We start from the raw sequence: 18,312 nt of genomic DNA, 5'->3' as shown, positions 1-18,312 counted from the left end.
CCTACCGGCTGCGCGACCACCAGTCGAAACGCAGACACAGCTTCCCGCCGAGCCAGTGCTCCACCCAGTCGCCCAGGTCCAGCGGCGAGCAGCCCGGCGGGTTCACCGGCCCCGGCGGAACGGTCGGCTTGGGCGGCTCGACCGGCTTGGTGGGCTCGACCGGCTTGGTCGGCTCGACCGGCTTGGTCGGCTCCGGGGTCGGTTCCTCGGTACGGCCGGAGAGGACCGACCGGTAGACCTCGGACGACTTGGGGTTGTCCGCGCACTGCCAGACGCCGTGCGGGCAGTAGTCGGTCAGTGTGTTGTACAGCGGCTTGTGCTCGTCCATCCAGGCGAGCATCCGCCGCATGTACTCGGAGTTGTCGCCATTGCGGAACAGGCCCCATTCCGGATACGAAATGGGCTTTCCGTGGGCCTTGGCGAAGTCCACGTGTTCCTGGAGACCGTAGGGCTCCTTGATCTGTTGGTCGAACGTCAATCCGGACGGCTGGTCGTAGGAATCCATCCCGAGGATGTCGACCGTGTCGTCACCCGGATAGCACTGCGTCCAGGGAACGGCGTCCCGGCCCCGCGTCGGCGTGAAGTCGAACCGGAATTTCTGCCCCGGCACCGACCGCATGGTGGTGACGATTCTGTTCCAGTACTTCTTCCACGCCTCCGGGTCGGGCCCGCAGCGGTGCGTGTAGGTCGTGCCGTTCATCTCCCAGCCGAGCACGATGACCGTGTCCGGCACCTCCAGCTCGACCAGGCGCTCGGCGAGCTTGCGGAAGTGCTGGTCGAAGCGTCCGGCGACACCCTGCCGCAGCAGCATCCGGACCTCGGCGTCGGAGACGCGCTCCTCGTTGCGCTCCATCATGGGGACGTTGAGGACGAGCATCCGGTCGTCGCGTTCCAGCCGCCAGTCCGCCCACACGTCGAGGAAGCCGGGGGCGCCCTCGATGTTGCTCCAGCGGTCGCCGGGCAGATAGGTGTGACCGACGCGCAGGTCGGCGTTGCCCAGCCAGTGGCTGAGTTCGGCGATCCGGGCCACGCCACGGGGGCCGTAGTCGAGGTAGGCGCCGAAGGCCGGGCCGACCTTCGCGGGCGGCACGGGTTCGACCGCGGCCGGGATCTGAGGGGCCGTCGGCGTCGTGGCGACGGCCGGTTCGGCGGGGTTCGCCGGGGTGACGGGGACGGGGTCGACCACGGGTACGGGAGCGGGAGGATCGGCGACCCGCACCACCCCCGCGGCGACACCGGGACCCGACGCCAGGGCGGCCGACGCGGCGACTGTCGCCGCGATGAACGCCAGTCGCCGGGAACGGGCCCGTCGCTGCTGTGAGGTCATGCCTGCTCCTTTCTCCACTCTCGTGCCAGAGATTTCTCGCACCAACTAACTGACACTCAGTCATATCAGTATGAATTCCGCCACCGTGGTTACGGCTTTCGAGTGCCGCGATCGCCCGCACGAGTGAAACGACCCGAAGGAAAATGCCCGTGTCGCTCTTCGACACCCGCGTCCCCGCCGTTCTGCTGCGGATCGACCGGAATCCCTTTCACCACGGAACGCTCGGCGCGGTGCGCTCCCTCGGCCGGGCCGGCGTGGACGTGCACGTGGTCGCCGACTGCGCCGGAAGCCCGGTGCGCGCGTCCCGTTTCGTACGGCAGTTGCATCCCCCGCCGCCGCCCGGCGCGACCGCGGCCGACATCGCGGTGACGCTGCGCCGGGTGGCCGCCCGGATCGCGAGCCCCGCCGTCCTCATCCCGATGGACGACGCGAGCGCGGTCGCGGTGGGCCGGCTGCGCGCCGAGCTGGCCCCCTCCTACCTGCTGCCGCACCAGCCGGGCGCGCTGGCCGAACGCGTCGCCGACAAGGCGGAACTGGCCACCCTGTGCGCGGCGGCCGACGTCCCGCACCCGGAGACGGTGGCCCCCGACAGCGCGGCCCGGGCCGCGTCCGCGGCCTGGCGGCTGGGCCTTCCGGTGGTGGCGAAGTGGAGCCGCCCCTGGCTGCTGCCCCCGGACAGCGGACTGCGCAGCACGGTCCTGGTGTCCTCCACCCAGGAGGCGCGCGAGCTGTACCGGCGATCCGAGGAGGCCGGCAGCCGGCTCCTCCTCCAGGCGTATCTGCCGCCGGGACCCGACCGCGACTGGTTCTTCCACGGCTACGCCGGCCGCACGGGCGCGGTGCGGGGCGGCGGCCCCGGCATCAAGGAACAGTCCTGGCCGCGCGGCGCCGGCCTGACCGCCGTGGGCCGCTGGAGGCCGAACCCCCAGGTGCAGGCCCTCGCCGAACGCCTCACCGCCGAACTCGGCTACCACGGCATCTTCGACCTCGACTTCCGGCGCTGCGGCAGCACCGGCCGCTATCACCTGCTCGACTTCAACCCGCGCCCCGGCGCCCAGTTCCGGCTCTTCACCGACACCGCGGGCCTGGACGTCGTACGCGCCCTGCACCTGGACCTGACCCACCGTCCGCTGCCGGACGGCGCGCCGCGGCCCGGCCGCACCTTCGTCGTCGAGAACTACGCGCCCCTCACCGCCCTGCGCCCCGCACCCGAAGGCCGCGAACTGGCCTGGCACGCCCCCGACGACCGGGCGCCGGGCCTCGCGATGTGGAGCCTGTGGACCCGCCATGTCAGCCGCCGCCTGCGGGAACGCACCCGGGGCCCGGTCCGGGACGGCGGCGGCCACCGGACGGAGCCGCACGACCTCGCCCACCCGACGGTCCCGTCCCCCTCCCCCGCCCTGCCGGACCTGACCGACGACGAGAAGGCGAACAGCCGCTGATGGACGACCTGCTGGTGGTGGGCGCCGGCCCCTACGGCCTGTCCATCGCGTCCCACGCCGCGTCGGCCGGGCTGCGACTGCGGGTCCTCGGCCGCCCCATGGCGTCCTGGCGCGACCACATGCCGCGCGGCATGTTTCTCAAGTCGGAGCCCTGGGCGTCCAACCTGTCGGATCCGCAAGGCCGTCTGCGGCTCGACGCGTACTGCGCGGGCCAGGGTGTGACGGCCCGGCACGGGGAGCCGATCCCGGTGGAGTTGTTCGCCGCGTACGGCCTGTGGTTCGCCCGCAACGCCGTGCCCGAGGTCGACGAACGCACGGTGACCCGGGTGGCCCCGGTCCCCGGCGGCTTCGAGGCGGTCACCGAGGACGGTCAGGTCTTCCCCGCCCGTACGGTCGCCCTGGCCGTGGGTGTCCTGCCCTTCGTCGAGATCCCCGCCGTGCTGCGCCCCCTGCCGCCGGCCCTCGTCTCGCACAGCAGCCACCACGCCGGCCTCGACGCCTTCCGCGGCCGGGACGTCACGGTCGTCGGCGGCGGCCAGGCGGCCCTGGAGACGGCCGCGCTCCTCGCCGAACAGGGCACCCGCGTCCGGGTGTTGGCCCGCGCCGACCACCTCGGCTGGAACGACACGCCCCCGCCCCTGCGACGCCCCCGGCTCCAGTCGGCCCGCGCCCCGCTCGGCGGCCTCGGCTGCGGCTGGCGCAACTGGTTCTACGCCGAACACCCCGGCCTCTTCCCCCGTCTCCCTCCAGCGCGGCGGGCCCACATCGCCGCGACGGCACTGGGACCGGCCGGCGCCTGGTGGGTCCGGGACCGGGTGGAACCGGCCGTCGAGGTCCTGCTGGGCCACGAGGTCACGGCGGCGCGTGCGGTGGCCGGCGGGGTACGCCTCGACGTACGGAGCCGCACGCACGGCCCGCACTCCCTGGAGACCGAACACGTCATCGCCGCCACGGGCTTCACCGCGAGCCGCGACCGGCTCGGACTCCTCCGCGAGGACCTGCGCGCCACCCTGGCCACCGCCCCCGACGGTTCCCCGGCGACGACCCGCGCCTTCGAGTCGTCCCACCCCGGCCTCTTCCTGTCCGGCCTCCTGACCGCCTCCGGCTTCGGCCCGTCGATGCGGTTCGTGTACGGGGCGACCTATACGGCCCAGACGTTGGTACGGGGCGTACGGCGTCGGCTGCGGACGGGGCCGCCCGGCCCGGCACTCCCCTCACCCGCCCGCCCCGAGCCGGACGCGGTACGCGGCTGACGCGGCCGGACACACGGAGGTGCCGGGCACATGTACATGCCCGGCACCCGATCTGCGCCCTACCGGCGGGAGGCGGCTCGCCCTCGTCGGTACAGCACGACCCCGCTGACCAGCAGCGCGGCACTGAGCCCTGTCGCGGCCAGCACACTCTCACTGCCGGTCTCGGGCAGCGTGGGAGGAGTGGTGGGCGGAGTCGTCGGGGGCGTGGTGGGCGGCGTGGTCGGCGGAGACGTCGGCGGACCCGTGGGAGGAGACGTCGGCGGCGTCGACGGCGGACCGGTCGGCGGCGTGTGCGGCGGACCCGTGGGCGGCGTCGTCGGCGGGCCGGTCGGCGGGGTGTGCGGCGGCGTCGTCGGCGGAGACGTCGGCGGCGTGGTGGGCGGACCCGTCGGCGGCGTGTGCGGAGGCGTCGTCGGCGGCGTCGACGGCGGACCGGTCGGCGGGGTGTGCGGCGGAGACGTGGGCGGAGTCGTCGGAGGCTTGGTCGGCGGGGTGTGCGGAGGCTTGGTCGGGGGCGTGTGCGGCGGCTTGGTCGGGGGCGTGTCCCCGTAGCCGCCCGGGGAGTCCTCGTCGCCGTAGCCACCGTCGTCGCCGTAGCCGCCGTGGCCGCCGTAGGACCAGGACTCGTCGAAGCCCGGCATGTCGTCGTCGCCGCGGTCCGAGCCGTACCCGGAGCCGTGGGCCACGGCCCGCTGCCCGTTCTTGTGCGAACCCGACTCGTTGGCACAGGAGTTGCCGAAGGTCGGGTTGAGCGCGGCGGCGACGTCCACGGAGTCGCCGCAGGCGTTGACCGGCACGTCGACCGGAACCTGCACGCTGTTGCCGGACACGGCGCCGGCTGATTCCTTGGCGGCCCCGCTCGCGTCCACGTCGGCGAGCGCGGGGCCGCCACACAGGGTCAGAATGCTCGTCGCGGCGGCGGCCGCGACCATTCCCCTACTCAGGGTCTGTCGCAATCTACTTGTCTTCCTGCTTGTAGAAGTGGGAAAAGCCGGCCCCGGAACGAAAGCGGACGTCCCAGGGCCGGCCCAGTCACAGCCGAGTGGCTGAAGCGTTACGTCGTCAGTCGTTGACGCACTCGTTGCCGAACGCCGGGTTCAGCAGAGCGATGACGTTCACGGTGTTGCCGCACACGTTGACGGGAACGTGAACCGGAACCTGGACCACGTTGCCCGAGAGGACACCCGGCGAACCGATGGCGGCGCCCTCGGCACCGGCGTCGGCGAAGGCCGGGGCGGCCATGCCGAGGGCCATGATCGCGCCCGCGACGACAGCTGCGGTCTTCTTCATGAGGTTTCCCTTCTCTGCGGTCATGCCCTGTGACGGTCGAAACCGAGCGAGCACAGTCGGAACGGCTCGCACCATGACCTGCAGGCTGTAAAACGAGGGATAGACATCAGAAGCAACTACGGAACGTATGCCGCCGCATAATTCACTCGAACGCCTTCACAGAATTGACACAAATGCGGAAACCGCCCAGGTGGGCCTCCGCAGGAAATTGCGGGGCCACCCGGGCGGTTTTCGGAAATCGGCGGATCAGCCGTTGGCCGCACCGTTGCCGGACAGCGCCGAGATGTCGTTCAGGATGTGCGCCAGCGGCTCGTCGCCCTTGGCCTGCGTGGAGTTCGTGGCGCACTGCTGGTTCTGCGGGGCCGACAGGACCGGGATGTCCTGGACGGCGACCGGGACGAGGACGCCGACGAGGGAACCGACGTTGCCCTTGACCGGGACACCGGCGCAGAGCTTGTTCGCGGAGCCCTGGACCAGGGTGGCCTGCGGGCTCATCTTGCCCTTGGTGACCTGGTTGCCGAACTCGCCGTGGGCACCGTTGCCGCTGGCGGAGGTGGTGCCGGTGTCGTCGCCGATGGCAAGCGCCTGGGGGGCTGCCGCCGCCGACACACCGACGACGGACGCGGCTACCGCCGCCGTGGCCATTGCCTTCTTCAGCATTTCGCTTTTCCTTTCCTGGGGCAGGAGGCGTCCCGTGCAAGACGCATCCCGGCAAGACGCGCTGTTCCTGCCCTCGCATCAACCCGCGACGCGGGGATAGGTTCCGGCGCTTCACCCGATCGGGCCGTTCGCGGCGCGCAATTCACGGACCGATCTGTGGGCCATCGGAGTGAATGGCAGCAACCAAGCGGGCCCGCGGCAGTTGACCAGGACGCTCCGGTGGACGGGGTTTCTCCAGAAAGGGACTAATCAAGTGATCAAGAAGGTTCTGGCTACCGCCGCGGTCGCCGTCTCCGTCGTCGGCGCAGCCTCGCCGGCCATGGCCATCGGCAACGACGACGGCACCACGTCCGCCAGCGGCAACGGTGCTTCGCAGTCGTTCGGCAACTCGGCCACGTACGGCAACATGAGCCCGCAGATGGCGCTCATCCAGGGCTCCCTCAACAAGCCCTGCATCGGCCTGCCCGCCAAGGCGAACGTCGGTTCCCTCGTCGGCGTGGTGCCGGTCGCCGTTCAGGACATCCCGATCCTGTCCGCGCCGCAGAACCAGCAGTGTGTCGAGAACTCGACGCAGGCCAAGGGCGACGAGCCGCTGTCGCACATCCTGGACGACATCTCGGTGCTGGCCGGCAACGGTGCCGCCAACCACTGAGCCGTCGTACGGCAAGGGCTCCTGAGCCCAGGGGCTGGATTCTGAGCCCCCGCCAGCGGGCCGCCGGAACATCGGCGGCCCGCTCGCTTACGTTGCGTCGCGTGACGATGAAGAGAAGCCTTTCTTCCCTGATCGTGTCCGCCACCGCCGCCGCCCTGCTCGGCGGCGCCCCCACGCCTTCCGTCCGCGCGCCCGCCCCGCGGGCCATGAACATCCTGGTGATGGGCACGGACGGCCGGAGCACCATCTCCGCCGCGGAGAAGCGCGAGTTCCACGCCGGCGGGATCGCCTGCCGCTGCACCGACGTCCTGATGCTGGTCCATGTGTCGGCCCGCCGTGACCGGATCAGTGTCGTGAGCCTGCCGCGCGACTCGTACGCGGAGATCCCGCCCTACCGCGACGCGTCCACCGGCCGGGAGCGCCCGCCGCGCCCCTCGAAGATCAACGGCGCGTACGCCGAGGGCGGCGCCCCCCTCGCCGTGCGCACCGTCGAGTCGATGACCGGGGTGCGCGTCGACCGCTATCTCCAGCTGGACTTCCGGCGTTTCATCGACGCCGTGAACGAGGTGGGCGGAGTCGAGGTCTGCACCCCGCGCCCCCTGCGCGACCAGGCCACCAAGCTCGACCTGGCGCCCGGCACGCACCGGCTCGCGGGCGGGCCCTCGTTGCAGTACGTGCGCTCCCGGAAGGTCGACCGCAGCGCCGACCTGGGCCGGATCCAGCGTCAACAGCGGTTCCTGGTGGGAGCGTTGCGGGGGCTGCGGGCTAGCGAGCTGCTCGCCGATCCGGTGGCCGCCACGCGCGTGGTGCGCACCCTGCTCGGCTCGGGGCGGGTGCCCCAGGGCTTCGGGGCCGGGGAGCTGGTGGAGCTGGCGTCCGTGCTGAGCCGGGTGCCGGCGAGGGACACCGAGTTCGCGACGGTGCCGATCGCCGGGTTCGACGAGATGCACCCGGAGCTCGGTTCGACGCTGGCCTGGGACCGCGCCAAGGCCGACGCGATGTTCGGGAAGCTGCGCGCGGACCGTCCGCTGATCAGAGCGGGCACCTCGCCCGAGCCCCTGGACCCGCCGCGGCTGGCGAACTCCGCGCCCGTCCGCGGCAGCTCCTACGCCTGTCCGTGAGAGGTCCTGCCCGAAGCGTCCCAGGGGCGCTCGGGCGGTCAGGGAGTGCGCTGCGCCAATCGGGGCAAAGCCCGCAACCCCGGAGGGGGTCGGCGCGTTCTCGATCATGCAGCTCCTCCCCGGAGTCCGCTTTTCGAAAGGGAATGAACATGAAGAAGCTGTGGGCCACCGCGGCCATCGCCGCCTCCGTCGCCGGTGTTTCTGCCGCGGCCGTCACCCCGGCGCTTGCCATCGGTGACGACAACGGCACCACTTCCGCCAGCGGCAACGGCGCTTCGCAGGAGTTCGGCAACTCGGCCACGTTCGGTGACATGAGCCCGCAGCTGTCGCTGGTCCAGGGTTCGCTGAACAAGCCCTGTGTCGGTCTGCCCGCGAAGGTCAACGCCGGTTCCCTCGTCGGCCTGGTGCCGGTCGCCGTCCAGGACATCAACGTCCTGTCGGCCCCCCAGAACCAGCAGTGTGTCGAGAACTCGACCCAGGCCAAGGGCGACGAGCCGCTGTCGCACATCCTGGACGACATCTCGGCCCTGTCCGGCAACGGTGCCGGCAACGGCTGAGCCTCCGCTCCGCTGCACACGGCGGGTCACCGGTCTTCCGGTGGCCCGCCGTTGTGCGTGCCCGGGGCCCTCGTCACTTGCGGTACAGCGCCTCGATCTCCTCGCCGTACGCCGCCCGGACCTCGTGCCGCTTCACCTTCAGGGACGGCGTGAGCAGGCCGTTGTCCTCGGTGAACTCGCCCTCGACGAGGGTGAAGGCGCGGATGGACTCGGCGCGGGAGACGGCCTCGTTGGCGTAGTCCACGGCCTTCTGGACGTCGGCGCGCATCCGGGGGTCCCCGACGAGGTCCGACAGCGGGGTGTCGGCCGGTAGTTTGCGGACCGCCAGCCAGTGGGTGACCGCCTCGGGGTCGAGGGTGATCAGGGCGGCGACGAAGGGGCGGTTGTCGCCGACGACCACGCACTGGCCGACGGGCGGGCGGCTGCGCAGGCGGTCCTCCAGGACGGCCGGGGAGACGTTCTTGCCGCCGGAGGTGACGAGGATGTCCTTCTTGCGGCCGGTGATCGTGAGGTAGCCGTCCGCGTCGAGGGAGCCGAGGTCGCCGGTGGCGAACCAGTCGTCGGTGAGGACGGCGTCCGTGGCGGCCGGGTTGTTCCAGTAGGCGCCGAACACGATCCCGCCCTTGACCAGGACCTCGCCGTCGTCGGCGATACGGACGGCGGTGCCGGGGACCGGGGGGCCGACCGTGCCGGGGCGGGGTTTCAGGGGCGGGACGATGGTGGCGGCGGCCGTGGTCTCGGTCAGGCCGTAGCCCTCGTAGACGATGATTCCGGCGGCGTAGAAGAACAGGTTGAGGTTGCGGTCGAGCGGGGAGCCGCCGCTGATGGCGTAGCGCATGCGGCCGCCGAGCTCCTTGCGGACCCGGCGGTAGACCAGCAGGTCGTACAGGGCCCAGGCGGCGTAGAGGCCGGGGCCGGGGCCCTTGCCGCGGTCCAGGAACCTGTTCAGGTAGGCCTCGCCGAAGCGGACGCCGATGCGGTCGGCGCGGTCGAAGGAGGCGCCGCGGCCCATCTTCTCGGCGGTGGCGCGGCCGGTGTCGTGGATCTTCTCGAAGAGGTAGGGAACGCCGACGAGGAAGGTGGGGCGGAACTCCTTGAAGGCCGGGCGGAGTTCGTCGGGCTTGATGCTCGGGCAGTGGCCGATCTCGATGCGGGCCATCAGGCAGGCGATCTGGAGGGTGCGGCCGAGGATGTGGGCGAGCGGGAGGAAGAGGAGGGTCGAGGCGGTCTGGCGGGTGACCTCCTTGAAGATCGGGTGCAGCAGCTCGACGGTGTTGGCGGCCTCGGCGTACAGGTTGGCGTGGGTGAGGACGCAGCCCTTGGGGCGGCCGGTGGTGCCGGAGGTGTAGCAGATCGTCGCGACCGTGTCGGGGGTGAGGGAGGCGCGGCGTTTGGTGAGGTCGTCGTCGCAGAGGTCGCGGCCGAGAGCGGTGAGTTCGTCGAGGGCTCCCGCGTCCACCTGCCAGATGCGGGGTCTGTCCTGGTGGTGGGCCGTGCCCGTGGTGACCGTCGCCGCGTTCTCGGCGGTCTCCGTCACCACGAAGCGGGCGCCGGAGTCGCGGACGATCCACTCCACCTGGTCGGCGGAGGAGGTGGCGTAGACGGGGACGGTCTGGCCGCCGGCCGCCCAGATGGCGAAGTCGAGGACGGTCCACTCGTAGCGGGTGCGGGACATCACCGCGACGCGACCGCCCGGTTCGAGGCCGGCGGCCGTCAACCCCTTGGCGACGGCGGTGACTTCGCGGGCGAAGACCGCGGCGGTCACCGGGTGCCAGCCGTCGTGCCTCCGGCGCCGCAGGACCACGGCGTCCGGGGCCTCGGCCGCGTTGGTGAAGGGGAGATCGGCGATGGTGCCGGTCGGGGCGGGCGGGGCGAGGGCGGGGGTGCGGGCCTCGCGGACCACTCCGTGCTCGTCCTGGCTGGTCTCGACCCTGACACGGGCCGCCAGGTCGGTGCGCTGCTTCGCTCGTTTCAGGTCCTTGCGTACGCCCATGACGGCTCAGCTCCCGGTCGCGGCTCTGCTGACGTGTTGCCGTACGAACTGCCCTTTACTACTGATGAGTCAACTTACTGAGGGTGTCAAGGTCGGCTGTGCCGGGGCCGATGACTTGATCATGACGTCGATGCCTTCGCCCGTGCTTCCGAAGCAGCCCTCCCCGCCACCCGAGGTGCCGCCCGACTCCGTGCCCTCGATGGCGCGGGCCGTGGTGTGGCTGCTGCCCGCGGTCCTCGTGATGGTCGTCGGGTTCCGGCGGCGGTGGATGTCGGACGACGCCTACATCTACGTACGGACCGTGCGGCAGGTCCTCGCGGGGAACGGGCCGGTGTTCAACGCGGGTGAGCGGGTGGAGTCCTCGACGGGAACGCTGTGGCAGTGGCTGCTGGTGGCGGCCGGGGCGGTGGGGGTCGATCCGGCGTCCGCCGCGGTGTACGGCGGACTGGTGCTGACCGGCGTCGGGTTCGCGCTCGCGGGGGTCGGGGCGCTGCGGCTGTACGGCGGGCGGGCGGCCGTGCCGCTGGGCTCGCTCCTGCTGCTGGGGCTGCCGCCCGTATGGGACTTCGCCACCTCGGGGCTGGAGACGGGGCTGCTGACCTGCTGGATCGCGGGGGCGTGGCTGGCGTTGACCGCCCGGCCCGGGTCCCTGGCGACCGCCGTACTAATCGGCCTCGGCCCGTTGGTGCGGCCCGATCTGGGGCTGGTGTCGGCCGTCTTCCTGGGGGCGCAGTGGCTGATCGTGCGGCCCTCGTGGCGGGGCACGCTGGCGGGGGTGGGGGCGGCGGGTGCGCTGCCCGGCGTGTACGAGGTGTTCCGGGCGGGCTACTACGGGCATCTGGTGCCGCTGCCCGCCGTGACGAAGGAGGCCTCGCGGAGCCTGTGGGGGCGCGGCTTCGGCTACTTCGCGGATCTGGCCTCCCCCTATCTGCTGTGGGTGCCCGCGGTGTGTGTGCTCGCCGCGGTGCTGTGCGGCGGCCGTGAGCGGTGCCGGCCGGCGGTCGGGTCCCTGGTGCCCGTGCTCGCTCCCGTCGTCGCCGGGCTGCTGTGCTGGGTGTACGTGGTGAAGGTCGGCGGGGACTTCATGCACGGGCGGATGCTGTTGCCGGGGCTGCTGCTGATGCTGCTGCCGGTGTTCGTGGTGCCGGTGTCGCGGGTGGGAGTGTGGGCGGCCGTCGGGGTGGGGGTGTGGGCGGTGGTGTGCGCGGGGTGGCTGCGGGTGCCGTACGCGGGGCACATCGGGCCGGCCGGGATCGCCGACGAGCGCGGGGTGTACGTGCGGAGCAACGCCGACCCGCATCCGGTGCACCACGACTTCGCCGGGGCGTCCCACCACCGGAGGTATGTGCACGACGTACGGGCGGCCCTGCGGTCGGGGGCACCGACGCTGCTGTTCGGCCGGAACGGGCCGCGTACCGCCGCCAACTCCCGCTCGGTCACCGGGAGTTATGTGGTGCTCGGGCTCAACGGGGCTGTCGTGCCGCTGGAGGGGGCCGCGCTCGACCCGATCGGGCTGGCCTATCCGCTGGCCGCGCACTCCGAGCGGATCGAGGGCGGGCGGGTGGCGCACGACAAGTGGCTGCCGCGCGCCTGGCTGGCCGCCGACCGCGGGCTGCCCTCCGATCCGCCGGCCGGGACCGACCCGGCGCGGATCGACGCGGCCCGGCGTGCCCTGCGCTGCGGGGCGCTCGCCGAACTGCGCGCCGCGACCCGGGATCCGCTGACACCGGGGCGCTTTCTGCGGAACATCGCCGGGGCGTGGGAGCGCACGGCGTTCCGCTTCCCGAACGATCCGAGGGCGGCCGAACGGGAGTTGTGCGGAAGGTGAGGTGCGGTGGTGGCCGTCGGGGCCCGGGGCCGGGCGGCGGGAGCGAGGCCGATACGTTGCTCGACGACCGACCCCCCACGGAAGGGAAACCCGTGCGCTCCCCACGCCTTCGTTCCGTCCTCGTCGCCGTGTGCGCCTCGGCGGCCGTCACCCTCACCGGCGCCGCCCCGGCCCTCGCCGCGCCCGCCCCGGCACCTGTCCGGTCAGCCGCCGTCGCGCCCGGACTCGCCGCGCTCACCGACCTGTTCGCCGAGCGGCTGCTGGTCGCCGACAAGGTGGCCGCCGCCAAGTACGGCACCGACCAGCCGATCGACGATCCGGTGCGCGAGCGGCAGATCCTGGACGACGTGGCCGCCCGGGCGGTCGGGCTCGGGCTGGACCCCGACGCGGTGAGCGCGGTGTTCCGGGACCAGATCGAGGCGAACAAGCTGGTGCAGCGCGGGCTGTACGCCCGCTGGGACGCGCATCCCGGGCTGCGGCCCACCGAGCGGCCGGACCTGGTGAAGGAGGTCCGGCCGGTGCTGGACCGCATCACCACACAGGTGCTCGCCGCGCTGCGGGAGACGCAGGGGGTGCGGGCCGGTGCTGCCTGCCTCCCGCGGCTGTCCGTCGCCGCCGCGCGGTCCGCGTACGGGCATGAGCTGGACCTCCTGCATCTGGAGGGGCTGAGGCGGGCGCTGCCGTCCGTGTGCGGCGGCTAGCACCCGCCCGGGCGGACGGGTCGGGGGCCGGCGTCGGCGTCGGTCCTAGTCGGCGAGGTGTCGGGCCCGGCGGATGGTGTCGGCGAGGTCCCGCACCGCCTTGTCCTCGGTGGTGTCCGCCAAGTCGTCTGCGTGTTCGGCCAGTTCACTCAGGGGCACCGCACCCGGCAAGGGGTCCCAGCGGTCGTCGCCCCGGCGCAGGGCGTCGGCGAAGTGGGCGGCCACCGCGGTGACCTGGAAGCGGGGGCTCGCGCTCCGGACGGAGTCGTCGAGGGACTCGGACTCCAGTTGGCCGGACTCCTCGTGCGGGGTGCGGGTCTCGGGGTCCTGCCAGCGGACGGTCGCGGTGGCGAGGTGGCCGTCGGCGCCCGACCTGGTGCGGACGGCGTAGAGGGCGGTCACGGTGTGGCCGGGGCCGACCTCGCCGCCGTCGACGCGGTCGTCGCGGAAGTCGTCGTCGGCGACGCGGCGGTTGTCGTAGCCGACGAGGCGGAACTCGGCGACCGTCTCCGGGTCGAAGGCGACCTGGGCCTTGGCGTCGCGGGCGGTGAGGTCGATGTTCCGCGGGAGTTGCTCGCAGAAGACCGTGCGGGCCTCGTCCGGGTCGGAGACGTAGGTGGTGTGGCCGTCGCCCTTGTCGGCGAGGCGTTCCATCAGGGCGTCGCCGTAGTCGCTGCCGACGCCGACGCCGAAGAGGGTGATGCCGTGTTCGCGGCGGGCGCCGTCGATGCGGTCGAGGATGGAGTCGGGGTCGGTGTCGCCGTCGTTGGCGAGGGCGTCGGAGACCAGGACGACCCGGTTGGTGGCGCCCTCCCGCAGGCCCTCGACGGCGGTGGCGTAGCCGGTCTTCACGCCCGCGCCGAGGTTGGTGGAGAAGGTGGGCTCCAGGCCGTCGATGGCATCGTGGATCTCGTCGCGGTGGCCGTCGAGGCGGGTCATCGGCAGGACGGTCTCGGCCTGGTCGCTGAAGGTGACCAGGGCGACCGAGTCGTCGTCGCGCAGCCGGTCCGTCATCACGCCGAGGGACTCCTGGGCGAGGTCGAGGCGGCCGGGTTCGGACATGGAGCCGGAGATGTCGATGACGAAGGTGAGGGCGGCGGGCGGGCGTTCGCCGCGCTGCTCGGAGGGGCGGGTGGCGAGGCCGACGCGGACCAGGGACCAGTCCTTCTCGTCGGTGCGGGCGCCGTCGACGGTCACCGTGAAGCCGTTGCCGTCGGGGCGTTCGTAGTCCTGGCGGAAGCTGTTGACGAACTCCTCGGGGCGGATCGTCGAGGGGTCGGGCCGCTGTCCGTCGGCGAGGGTGCGGCGGGCGTAGCCGTAGGAGGCGGTGTCGACGTCGAGGGCGAAGGTGGAGAGGTGGTCGGGCGAGGGGGCGACCTCACGGGACTCGTGGTCCGGGCTGTCGCCGTCCTGCTCGCCGCCGCCCCGGCTGTACCGGGGGGCGGGGAAGCCGGTCGCTCCGTTCGCCCGGTCGTTGTCGCCGCTGTCGCTCGTGCCGTCCGCGCCGCATCCGGTGAGCAGCAGACCGCCCGCCGCGATGAACGCGAGCAGAGCGGCTCGCGGCCGTCGTGTTCGGTGTCGCTCCATCGTCCGTGCCCCCTTGGCCTGTTGAAGCCGGTGACTGTGACTGTGACGGGGCGGGGGCCCGGAACGTGCGTGACGGAGCGTTGCGGATGGATCTCGAAGAGGGCACGGGAGAGGGTCGTCGAGACCGGTAGGTGACCCTCCGTTGACCTAGGACACCACGTCCTTGCGCGCGAAACCCCGGAAGGCCAGCGCGAACAGCACGAGCGCGTACGTTACCGACAGGGAGGTGCCCTGGATCATGTCGGACCACTCCAGCTTCGGCTGGACGGCGTCCATCCAGGCGTACTGCCAGTGCGCGGGCAGGAACTCACGCCAGTCGCCGAGCGCCGTCACCTCGTCCAGGACGTTGCCGACGATGGTGAGTCCGACCGCGCCGCCGACCGCGCCCAGCGGGGCGTCCGTCTTGGTGGACAGCCAGAACGCCAGTGCGGCGGTGACCAGTTGGAAGACGAAGATGTACGCCACCGTGATCACCTGGCGCTGGGCGGCGGTGCCGGCGGACAGCGCGCCGCCGGTGGGGAGTTCCAGCGGGCCCCAGCCGTAGGCCGCCGTGCCGACGGCGAGCGCGACCAGCGGCAGCAGCACCATCGCGGCCAGGCTGAGGCACATCGCGACGACGAGCTTGGACCACAGCAGCCGGGCCCGCGGCACGGGGGCGGCGAGCAGATAGCGCAGGGAGGACCAGCCGGCCTCCGAGGCGACCGTGTCCCCGAAGAACAGGGCGACGGGGATGACGAGCAGGAAGCCCGCGGAGGCGAAGAGGTTCACCGCGGCGAAGTTCGCCCCGGACACGGTGGCCGTGTCCATCAGGTTGACCCGGTTGTTGCTCTCGCCGGGGCCGCCCACCTGGAAGGCGATGAGCAGCACGAACGGCAGGGCGAACAGGATCCCGCCCATCACGAGGGTGCGGCGGCGCTTCAGCTGCCGGACCAGCTCGACCCGGATGGGCAGCGTGCGGCCCGCGCGGTAGCCGGCGGCGACCTCCACGGGCTCGGCGAGCGTGCTCATGCGGACTCTCCGATCAGGGTGAGGAAGGCGTCTTCGAGACGGCGGTGCGGGCCCACCGACTCCACGGGGACCTCCAGCCGGACGAGGTCGGCGACCAGGCGCTGGGCGCTGCCGTCGGTGTCGAGCCGGACCACCAGGCCCTCGTCGCCGGGGACCGCCGAGACGATGCCCGGCAGCGCGGCGACCTTCTCGGCGAGCGGCTCGTCGACCGGTGTGGCGGTGCCGACCAGCAGGGTGTCGCCGGAGCCGATGATCTCGCCGACCGGGCCCGCCTGGACGAGCTGACCGTGGTCCATCACCACGAGGTGGGTGCAGGTCTGTTCCACCTCGGCCAGGAGATGGCTGGAGACGATGACCGTGCGGCCGGCCGCCGCGTAGCGGATCATCACCGAGCGCATCTCGCGGATCTGCGGCGGGTCGAGGCCGTTGGTCGGCTCGTCCAGGATCAGCAGGTCCGGGAGGCCGAGCATGGCCTGGGCGATGGCCAGGCGCTGGCGCATGCCCTGGGAGTACGTGCGCACCGCGCGGGCCAGTGCGTCACCGAGGCCGGCGATCTCCAGGGCCTCGTCCAGGTGGGCGTCCCCCGCCGGGCGGCCGGTGGCCTGCCAGTACAGCTCCAGGTTCTCCCGGCCGGAGAGGTGCGGGAGGAAGCCCGCGCCCTCGACGAACGCGCCGACCCGGGACAGCACGGGGGCGCCGGGCGCGATGGCGTGGCCGAAGACGCGGATCTCGCCGCCGTCCGGTTTGATCAGGCCCATCAGCATGCGCAGGGTCGTCGTCTTGCCCGCGCCGTTGGGGCCGAGCAGACCGAGGACCTGGCCCTTCTCCACCCGGAAGGACACGTCCCGGACGGCGTACCGGTCGGCCGACTTGGCGTACCGCTTGCTCAGGTCCGTGATCTGCAAGGGGACTTCGGCGAGGCCCGGGTCCGGGGCGGCGGGCGCGGCCGTACGGCGGCGGCCCGTCACCAGCAGGGCCAGGGCGATCACCGCGCCGGCCAGCGGCAGCCACCACACCCACGCGGGCAGCGGGGCCGCCGCGTCGGTGCCGCTGAGCGCCGTCGGCACCTTCAGGTCGCCCTTGAGGGAGACGGTGTACGTCGCCGGGGCCGCCGGGGAGGCGTAGCCGAGGTCGGTGGAGGCCAGGACCAGGCGCAGCCGGTGGCCGTCCTCCACCTCGTGGTCGATCGCGGGGAGCGTGAGCGTGACGTCCTTGCCGGTCTTCGCGCCCTCGACCCGGATCGGCTCGACCAGTTGGGAGGGCAGCACCTGCTGACGGCCGCCGGGGCCCACGTCGTACACCTTGGCGAAGAGCACGGCGTCGTCGCCGGTCGACTTCACATGGACGGTGGCCGTCGGGGAGCCGGTGATCCGCAGGTCGTTCCGGACGGGCGCCGACTCGAACGAGGCGAACTGGCCCGGGAAGTCCAGGGAGATGCCGACGCCGAGCGAGGACAACTGGGCGAGGCCGCCGCCCCCGATGCCGGGCAGCGCGGAGACGGCGGGCGGGCTGGCGCCCGCCGGGTTCTCGACGCTCTGCTCGCGCCCGGCGAGGGCGATCGACCGCTCGTCGCCCTCCAGGCCGGGGTAGGTGTCGGCGCTCACGCCGGTCAGGCGGGCCTCGCCGTCACCGGTGCCGGTGCCGAGGGTGCGGGTGACGCGGAAGGCGGGGCCGGTGTCGGTGCCCTTGTCGTCCTTGAGGTAGCGGTCGAACCAGGACTTCACCCGGGACTGGACGCGGCTGGTCTCCATGTCGCCGCCGTCGTGGCCGCCCGCGATCCAGTCGACGTCGACCGGGGCGCCGTTGGCGCGGATCGCCTTGGCGGCGGCGTCGGCCTGGCCGAGCGGGAAGAGGGAGTCGGTCTGGCCCTGCAGGAGCAGGGTCGGCACGTCGATGCGGTCGGCGACGGCGGACGGCGAGCGCTCGTCGAGGAGCTTCTCGGCCCGCGCGTCCGGAGCGCCGGACTCGGCGACCCGCTCGTACATCTCACAGAGCCGCGTCTCGAACTTGGCGCAGCCGCCACCGGAGTTGACGAAGATGCCCGCCCAGAGCTTCTTGAACACGCCGTTCGGGAAGAGCGCGTCGGAGAGGTTCCAGTAGGTGATCGCCGGGGCGATGGCGTCCACCCGGTCGTCGTACCCGGCGGCCAGCAGCGAGATCGCGCCGCCGTACGAGGCGCCCGCCACGCCGACCCGCGGGTCGCCGGCCTTGTCGAGCCGCACCTGCGGCTGCTTCGCCAGCCAGTCGATGAGCTTCTCGACGTCGGCGACCTCGCCGTTCGGGTCGTTCAGCCCGATCTTCCCGGTCGACCTGCCGAAGCCGCGCGCCGACCAGGTCAGCACCGCGTAGCCGTCCCGGGCCAGGTCCTGGGCCTGTTCACGTACGTCGTTCTTGCTGCCGCCGAAGCCGTGCCCGAGGAGCACGGCGGGGCGCCGGCCGGTTCCTCCGGAGGTGAAGAACGAGGTGTCGATACGGACGCCGTCGAGGGACATCACGCGGTCGGCGCGGTGCACCGGGGCCGGGGTGTCGTCGGCGGCGGCCGTCCATGTCCCGGCGCCGGCGAGCACTACGACGACGGCCGCGGCTGCGGTGAGCCGCCGCGGGGCGCGCAGCAGGCCGCGTAGTCGGGGCAGTCGAAGATCCATGCGTCAACGGTACGGGGTGAAGCTGTCGGGGAGTTATCGACCGAGGACCGACTTCGGGGGCATCCCCTGGGGGTACGGGGACGGTTTCGTGTACCGCGTTCGTGGTACGGCGGCCACGAGTTCGGGGGGTTCCTGCTGGTGGCCGGGTGCGGGTTCGTCGCGGCCTGCCGCACCCACGCGACGGAGCCGCGCATTGATACAGCCCCGCGCCCCCTGGGTCGGCTGACCCTCGCGGAGTGACCTGAGCC

General features: G+C 72.5%; 15 protein-coding genes. 7 read left to right on the top strand and 8 right to left on the bottom strand.

The genetic code is table 11. The features are described from left to right. Window position 1 precedes the first annotated feature (1 nt). On the bottom strand, window positions 2-1,327 hold the full coding sequence (locus tag ACZ5VD_RS02280; RefSeq protein ID WP_468680266.1) for a glycoside hydrolase family 26 protein: 1,326 nt from the start codon (window positions 1,325-1,327) through the stop codon (window positions 2-4). Window positions 1,328-1,476: 149 nt separating this feature from the next. Here ACZ5VD_RS02280 and ACZ5VD_RS02275 point away from each other — a divergent pair, with 149 nt between their 5' ends. After that, on the top strand, window positions 1,477-2,769 hold the full coding sequence (locus ACZ5VD_RS02275; protein ID WP_468680264.1) for a carboxylate--amine ligase: 1,293 nt from the start codon (window positions 1,477-1,479) through the stop codon (window positions 2,767-2,769). Continuing rightward, the gene (locus ACZ5VD_RS02270; RefSeq protein ID WP_468680262.1) at window positions 2,769-4,022 is read left to right on the top strand and encodes an NAD(P)-binding domain-containing protein; all 1,254 of its coding nucleotides are present in this window, start codon (window positions 2,769-2,771) and stop codon (window positions 4,020-4,022) included. Before ACZ5VD_RS02275 ends, ACZ5VD_RS02270 begins: the two co-directional genes overlap by 1 nt. A gap of 59 nt (window positions 4,023-4,081) precedes the next feature. On the opposite strand, the gene ACZ5VD_RS02265 is transcribed toward ACZ5VD_RS02270, so the two are convergent. The 3 genes from ACZ5VD_RS02265 to ACZ5VD_RS02255 all read right to left on the bottom strand — a co-directional run bounded on the left by ACZ5VD_RS02265 (window position 4,082) and on the right by ACZ5VD_RS02255 (window position 5,972). Continuing rightward, a complete protein-coding gene (locus ACZ5VD_RS02265) occupies window positions 4,082-4,978 on the bottom strand; it encodes a chaplin (protein ID WP_468680260.1) in 897 nt (298 codons plus the stop codon). A gap of 106 nt (window positions 4,979-5,084) precedes the next feature. Next, window positions 5,085-5,312 (bottom strand): chaplin ChpD, encoded by a 228-nt coding sequence (chpD, locus tag ACZ5VD_RS02260; protein WP_269464759.1) that lies wholly within the window; start codon window positions 5,310-5,312, stop codon window positions 5,085-5,087. A 246-nt stretch (window positions 5,313-5,558) separates the two neighbouring features. Beyond that, complete coding sequence (locus ACZ5VD_RS02255; RefSeq protein ID WP_468550479.1) at window positions 5,559-5,972, bottom strand: rodlin; 414 nt, start codon at window positions 5,970-5,972, stop codon at window positions 5,559-5,561. Between the two features lie 253 nt (window positions 5,973-6,225). Here ACZ5VD_RS02255 and ACZ5VD_RS02250 point away from each other — a divergent pair, with 253 nt between their 5' ends. From ACZ5VD_RS02250 to ACZ5VD_RS02240, 3 genes are all read left to right on the top strand, one after another. After that, the gene (locus ACZ5VD_RS02250) at window positions 6,226-6,624 is read left to right on the top strand and encodes a rodlin (RefSeq protein ID WP_468550480.1); all 399 of its coding nucleotides are present in this window, start codon (window positions 6,226-6,228) and stop codon (window positions 6,622-6,624) included. A gap of 107 nt (window positions 6,625-6,731) precedes the next feature. Further along, complete coding sequence (locus ACZ5VD_RS02245) at window positions 6,732-7,745, top strand: LCP family protein (protein WP_468680942.1); 1,014 nt, start codon at window positions 6,732-6,734, stop codon at window positions 7,743-7,745. A 149-nt stretch (window positions 7,746-7,894) separates the two neighbouring features. Continuing rightward, entirely contained in the window at window positions 7,895-8,302 is a 408-nt protein-coding gene (locus tag ACZ5VD_RS02240) for a rodlin (RefSeq protein WP_468550481.1), read from the top strand. 73 nt (window positions 8,303-8,375) lie between these two features. On the opposite strand, the gene ACZ5VD_RS02235 is transcribed toward ACZ5VD_RS02240, so the two are convergent. Beyond that, window positions 8,376-10,295 (bottom strand): AMP-dependent synthetase/ligase, encoded by a 1,920-nt coding sequence (locus ACZ5VD_RS02235; protein ID WP_468680258.1) that lies wholly within the window; start codon window positions 10,293-10,295, stop codon window positions 8,376-8,378. Between the two features lie 130 nt (window positions 10,296-10,425). On the opposite strand from ACZ5VD_RS02235, the gene ACZ5VD_RS02230 reads away from it, so the two are divergent. Both ACZ5VD_RS02230 and ACZ5VD_RS02225 read left to right on the top strand, forming a co-directional pair. Next, complete coding sequence (locus ACZ5VD_RS02230; protein WP_468680256.1) at window positions 10,426-12,123, top strand: arabinofuranosyltransferase AftB family protein; 1,698 nt, start codon at window positions 10,426-10,428, stop codon at window positions 12,121-12,123. A 92-nt stretch (window positions 12,124-12,215) separates the two neighbouring features. Then, window positions 12,216-12,824, top strand: a complete 609-nt coding sequence (locus tag ACZ5VD_RS02225; protein ID WP_468680254.1) for a chorismate mutase — start codon at window positions 12,216-12,218, stop codon at window positions 12,822-12,824. Between the two features lie 45 nt (window positions 12,825-12,869). On the opposite strand, the gene ACZ5VD_RS02220 is transcribed toward ACZ5VD_RS02225, so the two are convergent. From ACZ5VD_RS02220 to ACZ5VD_RS02210, 3 genes are all read right to left on the bottom strand, one after another. Further along, window positions 12,870-14,411, bottom strand: coding sequence for a vWA domain-containing protein (locus tag ACZ5VD_RS02220; protein WP_468680252.1), 1,542 nt, complete (start codon window positions 14,409-14,411; stop codon window positions 12,870-12,872). A gap of 147 nt (window positions 14,412-14,558) precedes the next feature. Beyond that, window positions 14,559-15,419: an ABC transporter permease gene (locus ACZ5VD_RS02215; protein ID WP_468680250.1), complete on the bottom strand. Its 861-nt coding sequence runs from the start codon at window positions 15,417-15,419 to the stop codon at window positions 14,559-14,561. After that, window positions 15,416-18,064, bottom strand: a complete 2,649-nt coding sequence (locus tag ACZ5VD_RS02210) for a CocE/NonD family hydrolase (protein WP_468680248.1) — start codon at window positions 18,062-18,064, stop codon at window positions 15,416-15,418. The genes ACZ5VD_RS02215 and ACZ5VD_RS02210 overlap by 4 nt, the downstream gene beginning before the upstream one ends. Window positions 18,065-18,312 lie beyond the last annotated feature (248 nt).

This window comes from Streptomyces sp. NPDC032822, from assembly GCF_055578825.1.
Note: the sequence above shows the minus strand (reverse complement) of the source record. Positions and strands in the feature narration are given on the sequence as shown.